At 41.4% G+C, this 17,295-nt stretch carries 13 protein-coding genes; 11 read left to right on the top strand and 2 right to left on the bottom strand.

The genetic code is table 11. From position 1 onward, the window contains the following. The first annotated feature begins 22 nt into the window (after nucleotides 1-22). From ahpC to ACESQI_RS08495, 8 genes are all read left to right on the top strand, one after another. Complete coding sequence (gene ahpC / locus ACESQI_RS08530) at nucleotides 23-589, top strand: alkyl hydroperoxide reductase subunit C (protein ID WP_373125779.1); 567 nt, start codon at nucleotides 23-25, stop codon at nucleotides 587-589. Between the two features lie 155 nt (nucleotides 590-744). Beyond that, nucleotides 745-2,295 carry an alkyl hydroperoxide reductase subunit F gene (gene ahpF / locus ACESQI_RS08525; RefSeq protein WP_320907883.1) on the top strand — a complete coding sequence of 517 codons (1,551 nt, stop codon included), beginning with the start codon at nucleotides 745-747 and terminating at the stop codon, nucleotides 2,293-2,295. Between the two features lie 149 nt (nucleotides 2,296-2,444). Further along, complete coding sequence (locus ACESQI_RS08520) at nucleotides 2,445-5,315, top strand: TonB-dependent receptor (RefSeq protein ID WP_195349210.1); 2,871 nt, start codon at nucleotides 2,445-2,447, stop codon at nucleotides 5,313-5,315. Between the two features lie 29 nt (nucleotides 5,316-5,344). Next, nucleotides 5,345-6,589, top strand: a complete 1,245-nt coding sequence (locus ACESQI_RS08515) for a DUF4876 domain-containing protein (protein WP_195350603.1) — start codon at nucleotides 5,345-5,347, stop codon at nucleotides 6,587-6,589. Nucleotides 6,590-6,603: 14 nt separating this feature from the next. Continuing rightward, a complete protein-coding gene (locus ACESQI_RS08510) occupies nucleotides 6,604-8,151 on the top strand; it encodes a DUF6850 family outer membrane beta-barrel protein (RefSeq protein WP_195660399.1) in 1,548 nt (515 codons plus the stop codon). Nucleotides 8,152-8,174: 23 nt separating this feature from the next. After that, nucleotides 8,175-10,361, top strand: a complete 2,187-nt coding sequence (locus tag ACESQI_RS08505) for a HEAT repeat domain-containing protein (protein WP_373125776.1) — start codon at nucleotides 8,175-8,177, stop codon at nucleotides 10,359-10,361. After that, complete coding sequence (locus ACESQI_RS08500; RefSeq protein WP_195349203.1) at nucleotides 10,358-11,899, top strand: hypothetical protein; 1,542 nt, start codon at nucleotides 10,358-10,360, stop codon at nucleotides 11,897-11,899. The genes ACESQI_RS08505 and ACESQI_RS08500 overlap by 4 nt, the downstream gene beginning before the upstream one ends. 21 nt (nucleotides 11,900-11,920) lie before the next feature. Continuing rightward, nucleotides 11,921-12,286: an HmuY family protein gene (locus ACESQI_RS08495; protein ID WP_025867044.1), complete on the top strand. Its 366-nt coding sequence runs from the start codon at nucleotides 11,921-11,923 to the stop codon at nucleotides 12,284-12,286. Between the two features lie 143 nt (nucleotides 12,287-12,429). Here ACESQI_RS08495 and ACESQI_RS08490 read toward each other — a convergent pair whose 3' ends face one another. Next, the gene (locus tag ACESQI_RS08490) at nucleotides 12,430-12,636 is read right to left on the bottom strand and encodes a hypothetical protein (RefSeq protein ID WP_373125774.1); all 207 of its coding nucleotides are present in this window, start codon (nucleotides 12,634-12,636) and stop codon (nucleotides 12,430-12,432) included. 228 nt (nucleotides 12,637-12,864) lie between these two features. On the opposite strand from ACESQI_RS08490, the gene ACESQI_RS08485 reads away from it, so the two are divergent. The 3 genes from ACESQI_RS08485 to ACESQI_RS08475 are packed head-to-tail and all read left to right on the top strand — an operon-like array spanning nucleotide 12,865 to nucleotide 16,559. Next, nucleotides 12,865-15,039, top strand: coding sequence for a polysaccharide lyase 8 family protein (locus ACESQI_RS08485; RefSeq protein ID WP_373125772.1), 2,175 nt, complete (start codon nucleotides 12,865-12,867; stop codon nucleotides 15,037-15,039). Between the two features lie 12 nt (nucleotides 15,040-15,051). Further along, a complete protein-coding gene (locus ACESQI_RS08480) occupies nucleotides 15,052-15,864 on the top strand; it encodes an inositol monophosphatase family protein (RefSeq protein ID WP_195448932.1) in 813 nt (270 codons plus the stop codon). A 5-nt stretch (nucleotides 15,865-15,869) separates the two neighbouring features. Continuing rightward, nucleotides 15,870-16,559 (top strand): ComF family protein, encoded by a 690-nt coding sequence (locus tag ACESQI_RS08475; protein WP_025867042.1) that lies wholly within the window; start codon nucleotides 15,870-15,872, stop codon nucleotides 16,557-16,559. A 5-nt stretch (nucleotides 16,560-16,564) separates the two neighbouring features. Here ACESQI_RS08475 and ACESQI_RS08470 read toward each other — a convergent pair whose 3' ends face one another. Next, nucleotides 16,565-16,846 carry a putative quinol monooxygenase gene (locus ACESQI_RS08470; protein WP_195349199.1) on the bottom strand — a complete coding sequence of 94 codons (282 nt, stop codon included), beginning with the start codon at nucleotides 16,844-16,846 and terminating at the stop codon, nucleotides 16,565-16,567. Between the last annotated feature and the right edge of the window lie 449 nt (nucleotides 16,847-17,295).

Below are 17,295 nucleotides of genomic sequence, written 5' to 3'. Positions count from 1 at the left end.
ATCAATAAATAATAAGTTTAGTATGGAATCAATTCTTAATTCTCAGCTTCCTGAATTCAGTGTTCAGGCTTTTCATAACGGTAGTTTCAAAACAGTGACCAATAATGACGTTAAAGGTAAATGGGCGATTTTCTTCTTTTATCCTGCCGACTTTACTTTTGTATGTCCTACAGAACTCGTAGACGTAGCCGAAAAATACGATCAGCTTCAGTCAATGGATGTAGAGGTATACTCTGTAAGTTGTGACTCACATTTCGTTCATAAAGCATGGCATGATGCTTCAGACAGTATCCGTAAAATCAAGTATCCGATGTTGGCAGATCCGACAGGTGCTTTGGCCCGTGCTTTCGGCGTATATATTGAATCAGAAGGTATGGCTTATCGTGGTACTTTCCTGGTAAATCCGGAAGGTTTGATTAAAGTAGCCGAATTGCATGACAATAACATCGGTCGTGATGCAAGTGAACTACTTCGCAAGGTAGAGGCTGCTCAGTTTGTAGCTACTCACGACGGAGAGGTTTGTCCGGCAAAATGGAAGAAAGGAGAAGCTACGCTGAAACCAAGTATCGACTTGGTAGGAAAAATCTAAATTGGAATTTAGAAGTTAGGAGTCAGGAGTTGGAATCTGTTCAGGTGTTTTCTGATTCATGTATTCCAACTTCTGACTCTCATATTCTATAATTCCAACTCCTGACTTCTAACTTCCAATTCTATATTCTAACTCCTATATTCTATCTCCTAATTATGTTAGACCCTACATTAAAAGAACAACTGAAAAGTATATTTGCCGGATTAGAGGCAGAGTTTACTTTTGATATATACGTATCGTCCGGACACGAAAGCCGTGGCGAGTTACTCGATCTGCTGGCTGATGTAGCCGATTGCTCTCCCCATATCTCTTGTCGGGTGAATGAGGGAGAAAGGTTGGAGTTTACTCTGTTGAAGAATGGAAATGAGACCGGTATTACCTTCCGGGGTATTCCTAACGGGCATGAGTTTACTTCTTTGCTACTTGCCATTCTTAATCTTGACGGTAAGGGAAAGAATTTTCCCGATGAACAGGTTTGTAACCGTGTGAAAGCCCTGAAAGGCCCGATACACCTTACTACCTATGTTTCGCTTACTTGTACCAACTGTCCCGATGTGGTGCAGGCTCTCAATGCTATGACTACGCTGAACAATTCTATCTCACATGAGATGGTGGACGGTGGTCTTTATCAGGACGAAGTAGAAGCTCTTAAAATTCAGGGGGTACCTTCTGTATTTGCCGATGGAAAACTACTGCACGTAGGGCGTGGCGATTTTGGAGAGTTACTTACCAAACTGGAGGCCCAATATGGTATCAATGAAAGCGAAATAGGCACTACCGTAAAGAACTATGATGTTATTGTTGCCGGTGGAGGTCCTGCCGGAGTTTCTGCTGCTATCTATTCGGCACGTAAAGGATTGCGGGTGGCAATTATCGCCGAACGTATTGGCGGACAAGTAAAGGAGACGGTAGGAATTGAAAACCTGATATCTGTCTCACATACGACTGGAAGTGAGCTGGCAGATAATTTGAAAACACATCTGTTACAGTATCCGGTAGATTTATTGGAACATCGTCACATTGAAACTGTAGAAATCAACGGAAAAGAGAAACTTGTGACGACTTCCGTTGGTGAGAAATTTGTAGCTCCTGCCTTGATTATTGCTACTGGTGCCAGTTGGCGAAAGCTGAATGTTCCCGGTGAAACAGACTATATCGGAAGAGGCGTCGCTTTCTGCCCTCATTGTGACGGTCCGTTTTATAAAGGTAAGCACGTAGCCGTTGTCGGTGGTGGAAATTCTGGAATAGAAGCGGCTATCGATCTGGCCGGTATCTGTTCGAAGGTTACAGTCTTTGAATTTATGGACGAGCTCAAAGCCGATCTTGTTTTGCAGGAGAAAGCAAAAAGCTTGCCTAATGTGGAAATATTTGTTGGTTCACAGACGACGGAGGTAATAGGTAATGGTGATAAATTAACTTCTCTCCGCATTAAAGACCGTAAAACAGATGAAGAGCGTATAATAGAACTGGATGGCGTTTTTGTTCAGATAGGTCTGGCTGCCAACAGTGCTGCTTTCCGTGGAGTTGTGGAGATGAACCGTTTTGGTGAAATTGGTATTGATTCATATTGTCGCACAAACGTTCCGGGCATCTATGCTGCCGGAGATGTATCGACTGTACCTTATAAACAAATTATTATCGCCATGGGTGAAGGTGCCAAGGCCGCTTTGTCTGCTTTCGAAGACCGGGTAAGAGGAATTATTTGAGACATTCTTTTTTCTTGTGTTACCTCATTTTAAACAATACCTATTGATAGGGTATTCCGATGTGAATATCCCTATTGATAGGTATTTTTTTGCTTCCTTTACTGAAGTATCTTTGCAGCTCAACATCAGGCGTAAAGATAAGAACGAATATGAGACAACAATATGCTGTAACAAGAGCATCTTTTCTAATACTATTTTTGATATCCTCCCTTTGTATATTTTCGCAGAATACTCCAGTCAAACGTATTGATTTTAATGGAACCCTCATTGATGCGGAAACAGGAGCTCCCATTGAATTTGCTACTATACAGATACCGGATCATGCACTTTGGGCAATTAGCGATATGGATGGTAAATTTAAAATTCCGGGAATGAAGCCGGGAGTTTATACGTGTGAGATCTCTGTGCTGGGTTATCAAAAGACAATTAAGAAAATAGAGATAAAGCCGGAGATGAAGCTGACTGTTATTAAACTCTCTCCCATGACTTTGGCTTTAAATGAAGTAGTCGTTACTGCTCAGGAACAGCGGATGGGATCGGCTTCCAGAATAGATCAAAGCGCCATTCAACATATCCAACCCAAAAGTGTGGAAGATATGTTGCAACTCCTTCCTGGTAATCTGACTAAAAATCCGGATTTGAATAATGTGGGGCAGGCTTATATTCGTGAAGTATCTTCCAATGATAATAATGCTTTGGGTACATCGGTGATGGTGGATGGTGCTCCACTTTCGAATGATGCAAATATGCAGGTGCTTTCTACCAGTAAGTCCGGTACGAGTCTGAATGCTCAGTCGGTGAGTGGAAAAGGACTTGACCTGCGTACCATTTCTCCGGATAACATTGAATCTATGGAAGTAATCCGGGGCATTCCCTCTGTAGAGTATGGAAATCTTACGTCAGGTGCGGTCATTATCAAAACTCGTTCGGGGGTTACTCCGCTCGAAGTAAAACTGAAAGCAGATCCTTTCTCTAAAATGGCATATGCCGGAAAAGGTTTCCTTATCAGTGAGAAAATGGGAGCAATGAATATTTCCGCTGATTACTCACAGTCGTATGCAGATATACGTAAGCGCTATAACGGATTTGATCGGATTACGGCCAATCTGGGATATTCCAATACTTTTATGAAAAGTTCCCGGCCTTTGACTTTCAACATGAGACTGGCCTATTATCAGAACATAAATAGTGAAAAAACAGATCCTCAACTGAAGCAGGATGAGAAGATAAAAAATGAAAATATGGGGGTGCGCTTCAATCTTGAAGGTAACTGGCGCCTGAATACTTCCTGGATTTCTTCTTTAGGATATAGTTTCATGGTAAATTATAGCCATCAGCAGGATTATCGTCGTGAACAGATCATCTTGCAATCGGGTATTACTCCGGTGGCTAATTCGTATGTGAGTGGCGAATACCAAACCTATTTCCTTAGCTCATCTTATTATTCCGACTATACGGTGGACGGTAAACCTTTGGATGTGTTCGGACAGTTGAAAGCCAATAAACTTTTCCAGTTCTCATCCGATTGTTTTATGACCCTGAAAGCAGGCATCGAATGGAAATATAATGTGAACCGGGGTGATGGGATGATGTTTGATCCTAAGCTTCCTCCGGTGGTAAACGATATTCAGTCTATTCGTCCCCGGTCGTTCAAATCAGTTCCGGCTATCAATACACTTTCTTTCTTCATAGAAGACAAAGCCCAGTTACCCATTCGGAAAACAACATTGACCTTACAGGGAGGTGTACGCCTCAGTAATCTGTTTATAGATAAGAGTGCCGGAAGAAAGGATATGTTTATGGTAGAACCTCGTATTAATATGGAATATAATATCCTGAACGGTGATAATAATAAAGTGTTTGATGACTTGAGCATTGTAGGTGGGTTTGGTATTGCTGCCAAAGCACCTACTCTTCTCTACCTGTATCCTGATAAGGCTTATTTTGACGAATCAAGTTTCAATCTAATGTTTGCCGATGATATGAGCAAGTCCACTTCTATTATGACTACCAAAGTCATAGATAATACCTCTAACCCTGATCTGAAACCAGCTTATAGCCAGAAGATGGAAATAGGTTTGGCAGGACGTATCAGAAAGGTAATTGGAAATGTTACTTTCTTCTATGAAAAACATACCAATGAGTATTCTTTCAAAGGAGTACCTGTGACGATGCCTTTTCGGCGTTATTCGGTTCCGGGATATGTGGATAATGTGAATTATACCAACGGTATGCTTTATTATGAAAAAGACGGAATAAGAAACCCGGCTACAATTGTAAATGATACTACCTTGTATTCTTACAATATGCCGGTAAACAATACCCGTACCATCAAGCGGGGGGTAGAGTATAGCATCAACTTCGGACAGATTCCTCTTTTGAAAACGTCTGTGGTGGTAGACGGTGCCTGGCTCTATGTAAAGCGTCATTCTACATTGCCTACCTATTCGAAGATAGGATCCTCGTATGAGGGAAAACTTTATCCTTATATGGCTGTGATGCCCGGAGGAGGTGGTTCTATAGAACAACGTTTCAATACGAACGTTCGCTTTATCACGCATATTCCTAAATTGAAAATGATTTTCTCCACTACGGCACAGATTGTATGGAAAGAGAGTTATCAGCGTATTTACGAAGATGAAAGTGGAAATAATCTGTTCTACAAGGCTGTTGATCCATTGAGTGGTAACAATGAAGAGAAATACTTTGTCAACCCTATAGGCTTCATCGACAAGCAGGGAAACTTCAATGAGTGGAAAGCCGAATATCAGGATATATACAAATATCGCCTGATGATGACTCAGTATGGACACAGTAATTACTTTGGGGTAGAGAATTACCCGACTACTATATTACTGAATTTTCGTTTGACAAAAGAATTGGGAAAGATGCTGGAACTCTCGTTTACAGCAAATAATTTCCTTAAAATATCAAAGAGCTATAAGTACCGGACCGCTGCAGGTTACAAAGACCTGACTATTCCGATCTACTTTGGAGCAGAAGTAAAAATCAAAATCTAAGATGTAATAACTAAAAAAGAAAACTAAAGATGAAAAAGTTGTTTTGTTTATTGCCTTTGTTGGCAATGTTGTTTTTGGTATCGTGTTCAGATGATGAGAATGATAACATCGCAAAGAAATACACAGTGGATGTAACTGTGACTCTTCCCACGGATATCAGTATGGCGGATGTAACAGAATTGGTAATAACAGCCGTTAATACTCAAACATCCGAAGAATCGGTAGCTAATCCGGTAGATGGTAAAGCTTCGTTTACCTTGAATGCCGGTGAATATGATTTCCGCGCATCAGGTAGTGCTAAAGATTACAATCTGAACGGGTTGGTAAGCAAAGTTTCTGTTTATAGCGATCAATCTGTAAGTTTACCTTTGGCAATTGCCTCTGGTAGTGGATTGATTTTTAAAGAAGTCTATTTTACAGGAGTGAAAGACTGGTATTTCAAAGATGCCTTCTATGAAATCTATAATAACTCGGATGAAGTGCAGTATCTTGATGGAGTTATCTTAGGTATTGTAGACAACGGTCTTCCGGTAAATGTATATGTTCCTTCTCCTTCTATCTGGGTAGATGAAAACGGAGAATTATTAGATCGTTATCCGATGGCAAGCTTTACCGTTGCTTTCCCGGGAACAGGTAAGGAACATCCTCTTCAACCCGGTGAAAGTGTGGTGGTTGCAACGAATCCTATCAAACACAATGAACGTCAATTGACAGGTGATGATGTAGCTTCTCCGGTAGATTTGAGCACAGCTGACTGGGATATTTATTGTGGTCCGTTCTCTATTTCCGACACAGATATCAATGGAATTCCTAATATGGATTGTCTCTATCTGAATGCTTCCTATGGTATGGATTTCATGCCTTCTGTAGACGGACAAGCACTGATTTTGGCTAAACTCCCGGCAGGTATGACGAATGTAACATTTGTGGCTGATCCGGAGAATATGATGGTGGCTCCCGGTAAGAGCGACAAAGCACAGCTGATGATTCCACGTGAATATGTAATTGATGGTATTGATATTGTGCCGGCTATAGAAAGCGATCGGTATAAACACCTGAAATCTACTGAAGATGTGGGTATGGCATGGGTAGACGGTTCTTCTAACGGCTCTTTGGCGAGCAGCGCATACTCCGGTAAGAGCCTCCGTCGTAAAGTAATTGCTATTAATAACGGTCGGGTGGTGTATAAAGACACAAACAACTCCAGCGAAGATTTCATTCTGGGTGGACAAACTCCTACTCCGGGAACACATCCGACAGGAGTAGATAAATAAAGAAAAAACGAGTCATGTTTGTAAAGCTGAAATTCTCTTTAATAATAGGTTTGTTTCTTTCCTGCCTTTGCCATGCGCAAGGCGGGAAAGATTCGCTACGCTTGTATCAGGATGTGCTCTATCTGGGCAATATACAATACGGCAGTAATAATCCGACAGCAATTTCCGATTCACCTCTGCGTAGTGTGACGGATATCAACATTAACTTCCTTCGTTCTTCGGGTGACTTCCGGTTGGTAGATCAGTCCTCGCGTGAACACTGGTGGAGTGGAAGCTTGTTTGGTATACAGCGGATTGGCAAAATAACTTTTGAAGGAGATGTCAGCTATGAGAATGGTAAACAGACGGACCGGAAATGGAACAGTACGCTGTTTATAGCTGATGATAACCCGTTTATTGTAGCCGACTCACTTACGGGTGATTACAATGTGGAGAAGTTCAGACTTAATGGAGGTTTCTCTTATGAGATTAATGCACATTGGAGAGCCGGGCTAAGAGCGATATATGAGGTTGGAAGCAGTGCGGATCAGACAGATCCTCGCCCCGATATCAAAGGAATGCGCTTTTTGCTCAATCCGGGTGTGGATTATCAATGGGGTAACTTCAGAATTGGTGCTTCTGCCGGTGTACGCTGGCTGGGTGAATCGGTGAATTATACTTTGGTAAAAACTTACGAGCCCCATCAATTATTTTTGTTCCGGGGTATGGGAAATTATGAAAGTCAGCAGGCGATTGGCTTCCAACGGAGATACACCGGAACTGCTTATCAGGGTAATTTGCAGTTAGGTTGGAATAATGCGGCTCATCTGGCTGATTTTCTTGAGTTAGGTTACGAGAAATCTACAGAAGAAGCAATAGATGGTAGCAGCAGTAATAAATATAAAGGAGGAAAGTATGCACGTACAAGATTCTCTTTAACGAACCGTTTTCGGATTTCCGGAGAGAGAACAATGCATAATGTCACTCTTGAGGCTTCGCATAATAAAGTAGAAGGAACGTGGTATATCCAGACACAGTCCAGTGATGCAGATGGCAATACCGTATGGGAAGTAAAAGATGCTTCCGTATGCCATATCGAGAAACGGACGGATGCTTCACTTACCTACCGTATGGACCGGATGCGGCAAATGCTGCCACATTTCACCTGGGAGGTGAAGGCCGGAGTCCGTCAGTCTGATATAAAAAATTATCCGGAGGTTTATTTACAGAAATATATGGCTGCTTATGCTGTACTGAATGCCTGTAAGAACCTTCCTATTAAGAAAAGTCTGCTTAGCATCTATCTTAACGGGATGTATAATCACAGGCTTTCTTCCAGCTTTTCAGCTGATGGACTGAAGCTGAAAACAGTTTATAGCCTTCCTGCTTTTGAAACCTCTGCAGCTGCCTACTGTCAAGGGAATATAGGTGCAAAGGCACAGGTTCCTCTTGCTATTTCCGGTTTTCACTCGTGGCTGGGAGTATATGCGGAGTATACATTGAAACATTACACGGGAGATTATGTACCTCTGGACGGTACAAACCGTAATCAATTAAATGTGGGTGTGAATTTGACTTTTTAATGAATTAAAGTAATAGACGAAAAATGATAAAAAGAATAGTTAGCTTACTGATTATTACCGGAACAATAACCTCTGTTGCATTGGCTGCAAAACTTCAACGGGGTTTCGCTATTGTAGTTGATCCGGTGAGCTATAAGGAAGCTTGTACGGATATAGATAATTATGCTAAGGCTGTAGAGAATGACGGACTAAAGACCTACATCATTGTAGACCGTTGGGGAGTCCCTGATTCGATTCGCTTTCAGCTTCAACAGTTGTATCTTCAAAAGGAATGCCCTATTGAAGGAGCTGTTTTTGTAGGGGATATTCCGGTACCTATGATACGTGATGCACAACACCTGACTTCTGCTTTTAAAATGAATCAGGAAACCTTTCCCCGTACCGAATCATCGGTGCCTTCTGACCGTTTCTATGACGACTTCGATCTGAAGTTCAATTTTCTGGATAAAGATGAGCAGTATCCATTGTATTACTACTACTCTCTGTCTCCGGATTCTCCGCAATTTCTGTCTCCTGAAATCTATTCGGGACGTATAAAAATGTCGGCTGATGATGCTTCTAAATATGATAAGTTACGTGCTTATCTACAAAAGGTAGTGGCTTTAAAGCAAAATACTAACCCTGCCGATCAGTTACTTTACTTCAGTGGGCAGGGGTATGTATCCGAATCTATGATGGCCCGGATTGATGAGAAGTTAGCTTTAGTTGAAAACTTTCCCTGGACACGGATACAGCAAAATGGCATTGAGTATATTGATCACAAACGGGATGCTGCTGTGAAGTATCGCCTGATGTCCGAACTTCAGCGCAATGATCTTGATATCGCTATTCTCCATCATCACGGAGATGTGGAAATAGAATATATGAATGATCTGCCCGAACCGCAGACTACTAAAGATCAGGTGGAGGGCATCAAGCTTTATTTGCGTGAAACAATGCGTCATGCCCGTGAGAAGGGAAAGAATACTGATTCGATACAGTTGGTATTAAGTAAGCGTTTCGATGATCTGCCGGCTTCCTGGTTTGAAGGTAGTTTTGATCCGGAAATCACCCAAAAAGATTCTCTTTTTCTGCGTAGTCTCGATTTGTATATTGAAGACTTTGACAACTATACTCCCAATGCCCGTTTTATCGTGCTGGATGCTTGTTTCAACGGTTCTTTCCATAAAGATAAATATATAGCCGGTGCCTATATTTCGGGTAAGGGCAATACAATGGCTGTACTTGCAAACAGTGTAAACGTGCTACAGGAGAAGTGGACAGATCGTTATTTGGGACTTGTTGGTCTGGGTATGAGAGTTGGGCGTATGGCGATGGAAAATCCTTATCTGGAAGGGCATTTGATTGGTGATCCTACTTTTCATTTTGCTGTTCCCGTTGCTCTGGGATTTGATATCAATGAGGTGCTTTCAACTAAAAATGCTGCCTGGTGGAAGAAACAACTGAATAGTTCTTATCCTGCTTTGCAGGCTATGGCATTGAGGCAGCTTTCGGATGGCGGACAGATGAACTCCAAACAACTGTTGGATAAGTTTATGAGTAGCCCGTCTGATATCGTGCGTATGGAATGTCTGGTATTACTTTCTGAATATGACGATGATAACTTTATCCGTTGTCTTGATTTAGCTGTATCCGATAGTTATGAAATGATCCAGCGTTTTGCTATCAATATGATTGCTCGTAATGGAGATGATCGTTTGGTTCCTGCATTGATTCGTGCTGCCATTCGTAATAATACAGCGGAGCGTATTGAATTTAATGTAAAACAGGCACTTGCACTTCTCCCGGAAAAAGCATTGACGGCTGAGTTTCAGAAACAGTTTAATCCGTCATTGTATGTAGAGAGCGAAAAGGCAGAGCAAGGCATTAAACGTGCTATTGAAGTAAATTCTAACCGTTGGCTGAAAGATATTAGTTCTATTTATGCAGATGATAGTCTGACGGTGAATCAACGGTTGGGGCGTATCCGCTATTTACGCAATTATAATGTGCACAGCCAGATTCCTCAGTTATTGGAGTATCTCCAGAAAACGGATAATGAACCGGTTCAGGTTTCATTGCTTGAAGCACTGGGATGGTTCAGGATGTCATGTCGCCACAATGAAATAAGCCAGGTGGCACAGGCTATGAGTCAGGATAGCCGTTATTCACAAGTTGTGCGTGATGAGGCACTTAAAACTTATAATCGGATAATGAATCATCGTAAATGAATAATTCACGAAAGTATATAATTTTAATAGCTTACCTGCTTGCTATCGGTCTGTCATCGGTAGCACAGCAGGTACGCCCTGTTTATCCGGTGAAGCCTTTGACGCAGGAGGATATCTCCCGCAGGCAAAGAATACCGGAGTGGGGGACGAATACACGTTCTGCCTCTTCTGCTGTACTCCCGGAGGGTGTAGATAATTCAACCTTGAAATATTTCCCTCCTGTATTTTCTCAGTTGGGTAATTCCTGCTCACAAGCCTCTGGTGTGCGCTATGTTTATACTTATGAGTTGAACCGTTTGCTTGATCGTGCTGCTGATAGCCCTGAACACATATTCAATTATCATTTTACCTGGAATTATCTGAATGAAGGAAATGACCAGGGCTCTCATCCTGAACTGGGTTATAACATGATGAAGGTAGCTGGTGCTGTAACATTGAGTGATATGAATGATGAGAGTGCTGTCACCTCTTCTACTACCTGGATGACTGGTTATGATAAATATCTTCGCGCTATGAATTATCGGGTGAAAAGTTACTCAAAGTTTACTCTAAAGACGCGGGAAGGTATAGATCGCCTTCGCCAGTATCTTTATAATCGTGGCGAAGAGGGAGAACCGGGTGGTGTGGTTACTTTTTCGTGCAAGAGCTCTGACTGGAAAGAGGTTACTTATAAGGGGACATCTGTCACTGGATTGACACATATGATCACCCGTCCCGGTACGGACGGAGCACATGCTCTTACCATTGCCGGGTATGATGATACGGTAGCCTATGATTTAAATGGTGATGGAGAGATTACTGAAGACGAGCGTGGAGCTTTTATTGTAGTAAATTCCTGGGGAACCTGGTGGGGAAGTGAAGGTAAGTGCTATTATCCTTATAAATATTTTCTACTCCCTGCTGCTGAGGGTGGTCTTGCCGATTTGGATGCAGAGGCACTTATGGTAGAACCGGAGATTCATACTCCGCTTGTTGTTTTTCGGGTGAAGTTGACTTATACATCCCGTAATGATCTCTATTTTCGTTTGGGTGTAGCCGAAGGAGATGCCGCTTCTCCTTCCGTCATATTAGATTATCCGTTAATGTTGACACAGGGCGGTGACTATTATATGCAGGGAAACGGTACACTTGAATCTTTCAAGACTATTGAAGTAGGGCTTAACTTTACAGATAAATTAGCTGATTTTCAGTCTTTCCGCTCTCCCAAATATTTTCTGATTGTCAGGCAAATTGGCAACGGGAAATTAGGGGAAGGGAAAATAAACAGTTTTTCTGTGAATGACTATCGCACTGGAACAGAATATGCGTGTACAGAGAAAGATCTGCCTATCAAAGGAGAGTTAAAGCTTTCTACCTCTTCTACTATAGAAAGCGGACTTTCAGCCAGTCCTGTGGAGTGGCTGGTTCCTGATACTAATACTCCTCAGTCTCACCCGTTTGTGGTTCGTAAAGCAAACGGACAAACAGTTAAATTACAGTTCCAGGGATACGACCGGAAGAATGGAAAGCTGACCATTCGTTATGCTCCTCTGCCTTGATAACTGTAAAAAAAAAGAGTTATGAAACCGATTATCTTTATTTTAATATGTATAGGTCTGTTTACTTCTTGTGCTTCGGAGAAATCTGTTATACAAGAGGAAGACCGTTTGGTTACCTTATCCGGATTGAGTGATACGCAGTGGACTTATATCTCTTTGTCTACTGGTGAGGTAGTAGGTACTTCGCCACTGAATTCTACAGAAGATGATGCTCACTGGCGCCTCCGTACTGATTGGGATATGGCTGTTTGTGGAAAGTATATTCGTACGAATAGCGGTACTTCGGGTGTAGGGCAGGGAGGTATTCAGTCAATTCTTACCCCTTATGAAGAACTTACGACTCTTCCTGCTGAAGAGTTTAAGGTGGATGTGTATACCAATAAATAGATTCTTTATATAAAGAAAGTACGTATTTCACTACTACTTAAATACGTATTTAACGCTATGTTAAATACGTTAGTTTGCAGTATAAAAGTACGTACTTTTTTAATGCTTGATAATCAGCATCTTCTGATAGAAGAAACACAGTCTCATTTCAGATCTTCTTTGATGACTTTATCCATTTCTTTGATCCGTTCTTTCTTGCTTTTAGTAACGTTTTCTTTGGTGTCATGAAATACATTTTCGGTTTCTGATACTTCATTACTCCAATCTTCAAACTTATCAGTCGCCGGACGTCCGTCAGGATCAATGTTCTCTTCGGCAATAGGATTGTTTCTGTTAATAATACCATTCATAATCGTTCTGTTTTAATTGTTTATAGGAGTAAAACAGCTACAGGCAGCGAATGTTCCGATTTTTATACTTTTTGTAAAATATAGTATTTAATTATCATTGGAACAGAACTGTATCACGCTCTTCTGGATATTAAAAAGAGGAAAAATATGGCGTATAATAGCTTGTATCTCATGGAAAATTGCCAACTTTACTGACAATTTATAGCAGTAATTTATAAAAAACAGACTATGAGAACAGTGTTTCGTTGTATAGTAGTATTGGTTGTATTTGCAGTATCTTTTCTGCCGACCATGGTAAATGCCCGCCTTTTACCTCCTTCGCCCGGAGAAGTAAATGAATTTGAAATGTTGATGGATAAGATACGGGCAGATTTTGCCGGCAATCCTTCTATTGATGAATATCTGACTAAGTACAATGCTGTTGATGGTTCATTCACAGATATAGATTATAGTCGTACGGATCGTACAAACTGGGAACCGTTGATTCACATTGACCGTGTCTATGATTTTGTTTTTGCCTATACAAATCCGAAGAATAAACACTATCGGCAGGAAGCATTGTATAGTAAGATTGTGGCTGCACTTGAATATTGGTACCGGCGCAATCCGAATTGTAGTAACTGGTGGTACAATCAGATAGCCGAACCACAACGGATAGGGGTTCTTTTGATTCAGATGCGCACGGGGAAAAAGCATATTCCGGCCGATCTTGAACATAGAACATTGGAACGGATGAAAGCTGAAGGTGGTGATCCGGCCAAATGGACTGGGGCCAATATGACTGATATTGCCTTACATTGGATTTACCGGGCTTGTCTGACATCCGATGAGGAAATGTTGAAGAAGGCTATTGGCTATTCGTATAGTACTGTTGTATATACTACTAAAGAGGGATTTCAATATGATAATTGTTACTTTCAGCATGGAGTACAGTTGTATATAGGTGGTTATGGTGATGAGATACTGAAAGGAGTGACTCAGGTGGCTATGTATACAAGAGGTACCCAGTATGCTTTACCAGCAGATAAATTGGCGCTTTTGAGTAAGTTCATGCGGGGTACTTATTACCAGACGATTCGTGGTAAATATATGTCATATGATGTGTTGGGACGCGGAGTAAGCCGTCCCGGTATTCTGGATAAAAGTGCAATGGCTGAATTTGCTAAGCGAATGATTGTTCTGGATCCGGAATATGCGGCTGAATATGCAGCGATTGTAGATCGCCTTGCCGGAAAGAAACCAGCGGATTATGCTGTGAAGCCATGTCATACGCATTATTTTATCGGAGATTATACGTTGCATGTACGTCCGGGGTATGCATTTGATGTTCGTATGGCTTCTTCTCGTACTATGCGGTGTGAGTATGGTAATGGAGAGAATCTGAAAACTTATTTTCTTTCGGATGGTTGTACCAATATAGTAGTAAAGGGAGATGAGTATTTTAATATTTTCCCGGTGTGGGACTGGGCAAAAATACCCGGAGTGACGGCACCGCAAATGACAACTATTCCTAAAGCTGCCAGTGACTGGCAGACGAGAGGAACTTCCACTTTTGCCGGTGGTGTATCAGACAGTATCTATGGTGTAACGGCCTATGCTTATCAGGACAATTATGCAGGAGTAAATACCACTGCAAAAAAGGCATGGTTCTTTTTTGATGATGAGATTGTATGTCTGGGGGCAGGAATTACCTCTACTGCAACAGAGAGTATCAGTACAACGGTGAATCAATGTTTGCTCAATGACAAGGTTCCGGTTAGCATATCCGATAATAATCAGGTTTCTACAGTAGGAGCAGGAAATTATTTCTATAAAAATAAGCTGAATTGGGTATTACACAATGAAGTGGGTTATGTATTCCCTATGGGGGGGAATGTTTTTCTAAGTAATAAAACCCAGTCCGGCAACTGGTATGATATCAATACAGCTGCCCCGAAGATGGAGCAGGATACAGATGTATTTACGTTGGGTTTTGATCATGGACTGTCACCCCGGGATGCGACTTATGCTTATATTGTGGTTCCTAATAAAAAGACGGCAGAAGACATGGCTGCTTATCCGGCAAGTAATATAGAGATTCTTGCCAATAGCGATTCGATGCAGGTGGTCAGAAACAAGAAACTGGATGTTTGGGAGATGGTGTTTTATCGGGCTGCAACGTTCAGCCATGGTAAGATCACTGTAAGGGTGGATAAAGGTTGTGCACTACTCTTTAAGGATATAGAGAATTCTGCTTCCTGTTTTCATATTGCAGATCCTGCACAGGCGCAATCCGTTATTCGTGTGGATGTTTGTATCCCTTCTGTAGCTAAGGATACAAAGACGATCGTATGTGATTTTTCTGATACAGGTATTTATGCGGGAATGTCGAAGGTGTATTCTTTGGAAAAATCGGAAGATTAATTTAAAAATGATATGTTAGATTTAAAACAATTGACTGCCGATGTATGCTGTATAGCAAATGCTATCGGTAGTTTTCTGAGAGAGGAACGGAAGAATTTTCGTTCTGAATATGTTGTCGAGAAGTGTACGCACGATTATGTTTCTTATGTAGATAAGGAATCGGAGAAAAAATTGGTTACAGCACTTTCGGCTTTGCTTCCCGAGGCGGGATTTATTGCTGAAGAAGGGTCGGCTACTTACAATGATGAACCCTATTGCTGGGTAATTGATCCACTGGATGGGACTACCAACTATATCCATGATAATGCCCCCTATTGTGTTAGTATTGCGCTGCGTAATCGGGATGAATTATTGCTTGGTGTCGTTTATGAAGTTTGTCGTGACGAGTGCTTTTATGCCTGGAAAGGAGGGAAGGCCTGGTTGAATGGCGTACAGTTGCAAGTTTCGGAAGTCCGGGATATAACCAATTCTTTTCTTATCATAGAACTGCCTTACAATGACAAAGCGTACAAACAGACGGCGCTACATCTGTTAGATAATCTTTATGGCAGAGTAGGTGGTATTCGTATGAATGGTTCTGCCGCTGCTGCTATTTGCTATGTAGCTGCCGGACGCTTTGAAGGTTGGCTGGAAGCATTTATTGGTAAATGGGATTATGCTGCAGCTGCATTGATCGTATTGGAAGCAGGTGGAGAGGTGACCGATTTTTATGGGAATAAACATTTTATAGAAGGACACCATATTATTGCAACGAACGGAAGTATCCATTCACTCCTGCAGAGTCTGGTAAAAGAACTTCCACCGGAGGGGCTTTTTAATCATTAAGTGCCATGGGAGACTGGTTTAGCTCTTTTCTTTCTCTTTTTTTTCCACGTTGTTGTTTGGTATGTGGTGGTCCGTTGGCAAAAGGGGAGGAGTGTTTATGTACCCGCTGTAACATAGGATTACCCCGTACGGGATACCATCGGATTAAAAACAATCTGGTAGAGCAGTTGTTTTTGGGAAAAATTCCTCTGGAAAGAGCTACGGCTTATTTCTTTTATCAACGGGGAAGTGATTTTTGTCATATTATTCATCAATTGAAGTATGGCGGTCAAAAAGAAATAGGAGAAGCGATGGGGCGTTATATGGCAGCAGAATTACTCTCTTCCGGCTTTTTTGAAGGAGTAGATGTGATTGTTCCTGTACCACTTCATAAGAAAAAGCAAAAATTACGTGGCTATAATCAAAGTGAATGGATAGCTCGCGGAATTTCTGCCATAACTTCCATACCGGTAGAAACCTCCGGTGTGGTACGTGAGAAGAATACCGAAACACAAACCCGTAAGTCTTTGTTTGAACGTTGGGAAAATGTGGACGGTATTTTTCATCTTGTTACTCCGGAGTTTTTCGTGGGAAAGCATATACTCATTATTGATGATGTACTTACCACGGGAGCTACTACCGTAGCCTGTGCTTCTGCTTTTGAGAAAGCGGATAGGGTACGTATAAGCGTACTAACATTAGCTATGGCTGAATAACTTGTTTAAAATGATTCGATGATCAGTTCTGAAGCTAACAACCCTTTTATGGCTTTCCCGAATGTCCGGAAATGTGTAGATACAGCATGTACATCTATTGCATCTTGGTCTTTGTATTCTTCGTAGAAAATGAATGCTACCGGATTAGTCGGATTTTGATAAAGATTGTAACTGATATTACCTTCTTCATTTCTTGTTTCCTGTATTAACGGTTCAGCTTTACTGATAAATTCCTGTTCTTTGCCAGGGAGCACCTCAACACGTGCTACAATTGTTTTCTTTTCCATTTTACCTTCATGTTAATTGGTATTGCGCAAAAGTAGCTAATAGAATTGGAAAATGACTTGGCTTATGTCAAAAAATCATTCACTGTCCAGAAGTTCTCCGTATAACCGGGCTAACCGTTTTCTCAGGTGAAGCACTGCTTTAATCCAAACATACTTGTAAAAAGTTTAGGGTTACTAAATTTGTTGTCGAGGTATACCATCTGTTTTGGTAGACGAATGTGGAGAAGGAATATTTTAAAAGGAAGTATTTTTTTTATGTCTTGTGATATTCAATATGTCCGGAAATGGTGGTTATAGCACACTGATGAGGCAAGATTGGACGGGTGTTATAAATAATAGGGGAGTTTGTGCGACTATGATAAAGGTGACATTGGCTCAGTCTGAAACCTTGGGGGATTGCGTTAAAATTCTTATTTTTGCATCATGAAAACATCCTCTTCCCAAACGAT

The organism is Bacteroides sp. HPS0048 (genome assembly GCF_964240755.1).
Lineage (GTDB): Bacteria > Bacteroidota > Bacteroidia > Bacteroidales > Bacteroidaceae > Bacteroides > Bacteroides nordii.
Note: the sequence above shows the minus strand (reverse complement) of the source record. Positions and strands in the feature narration are given on the sequence as shown.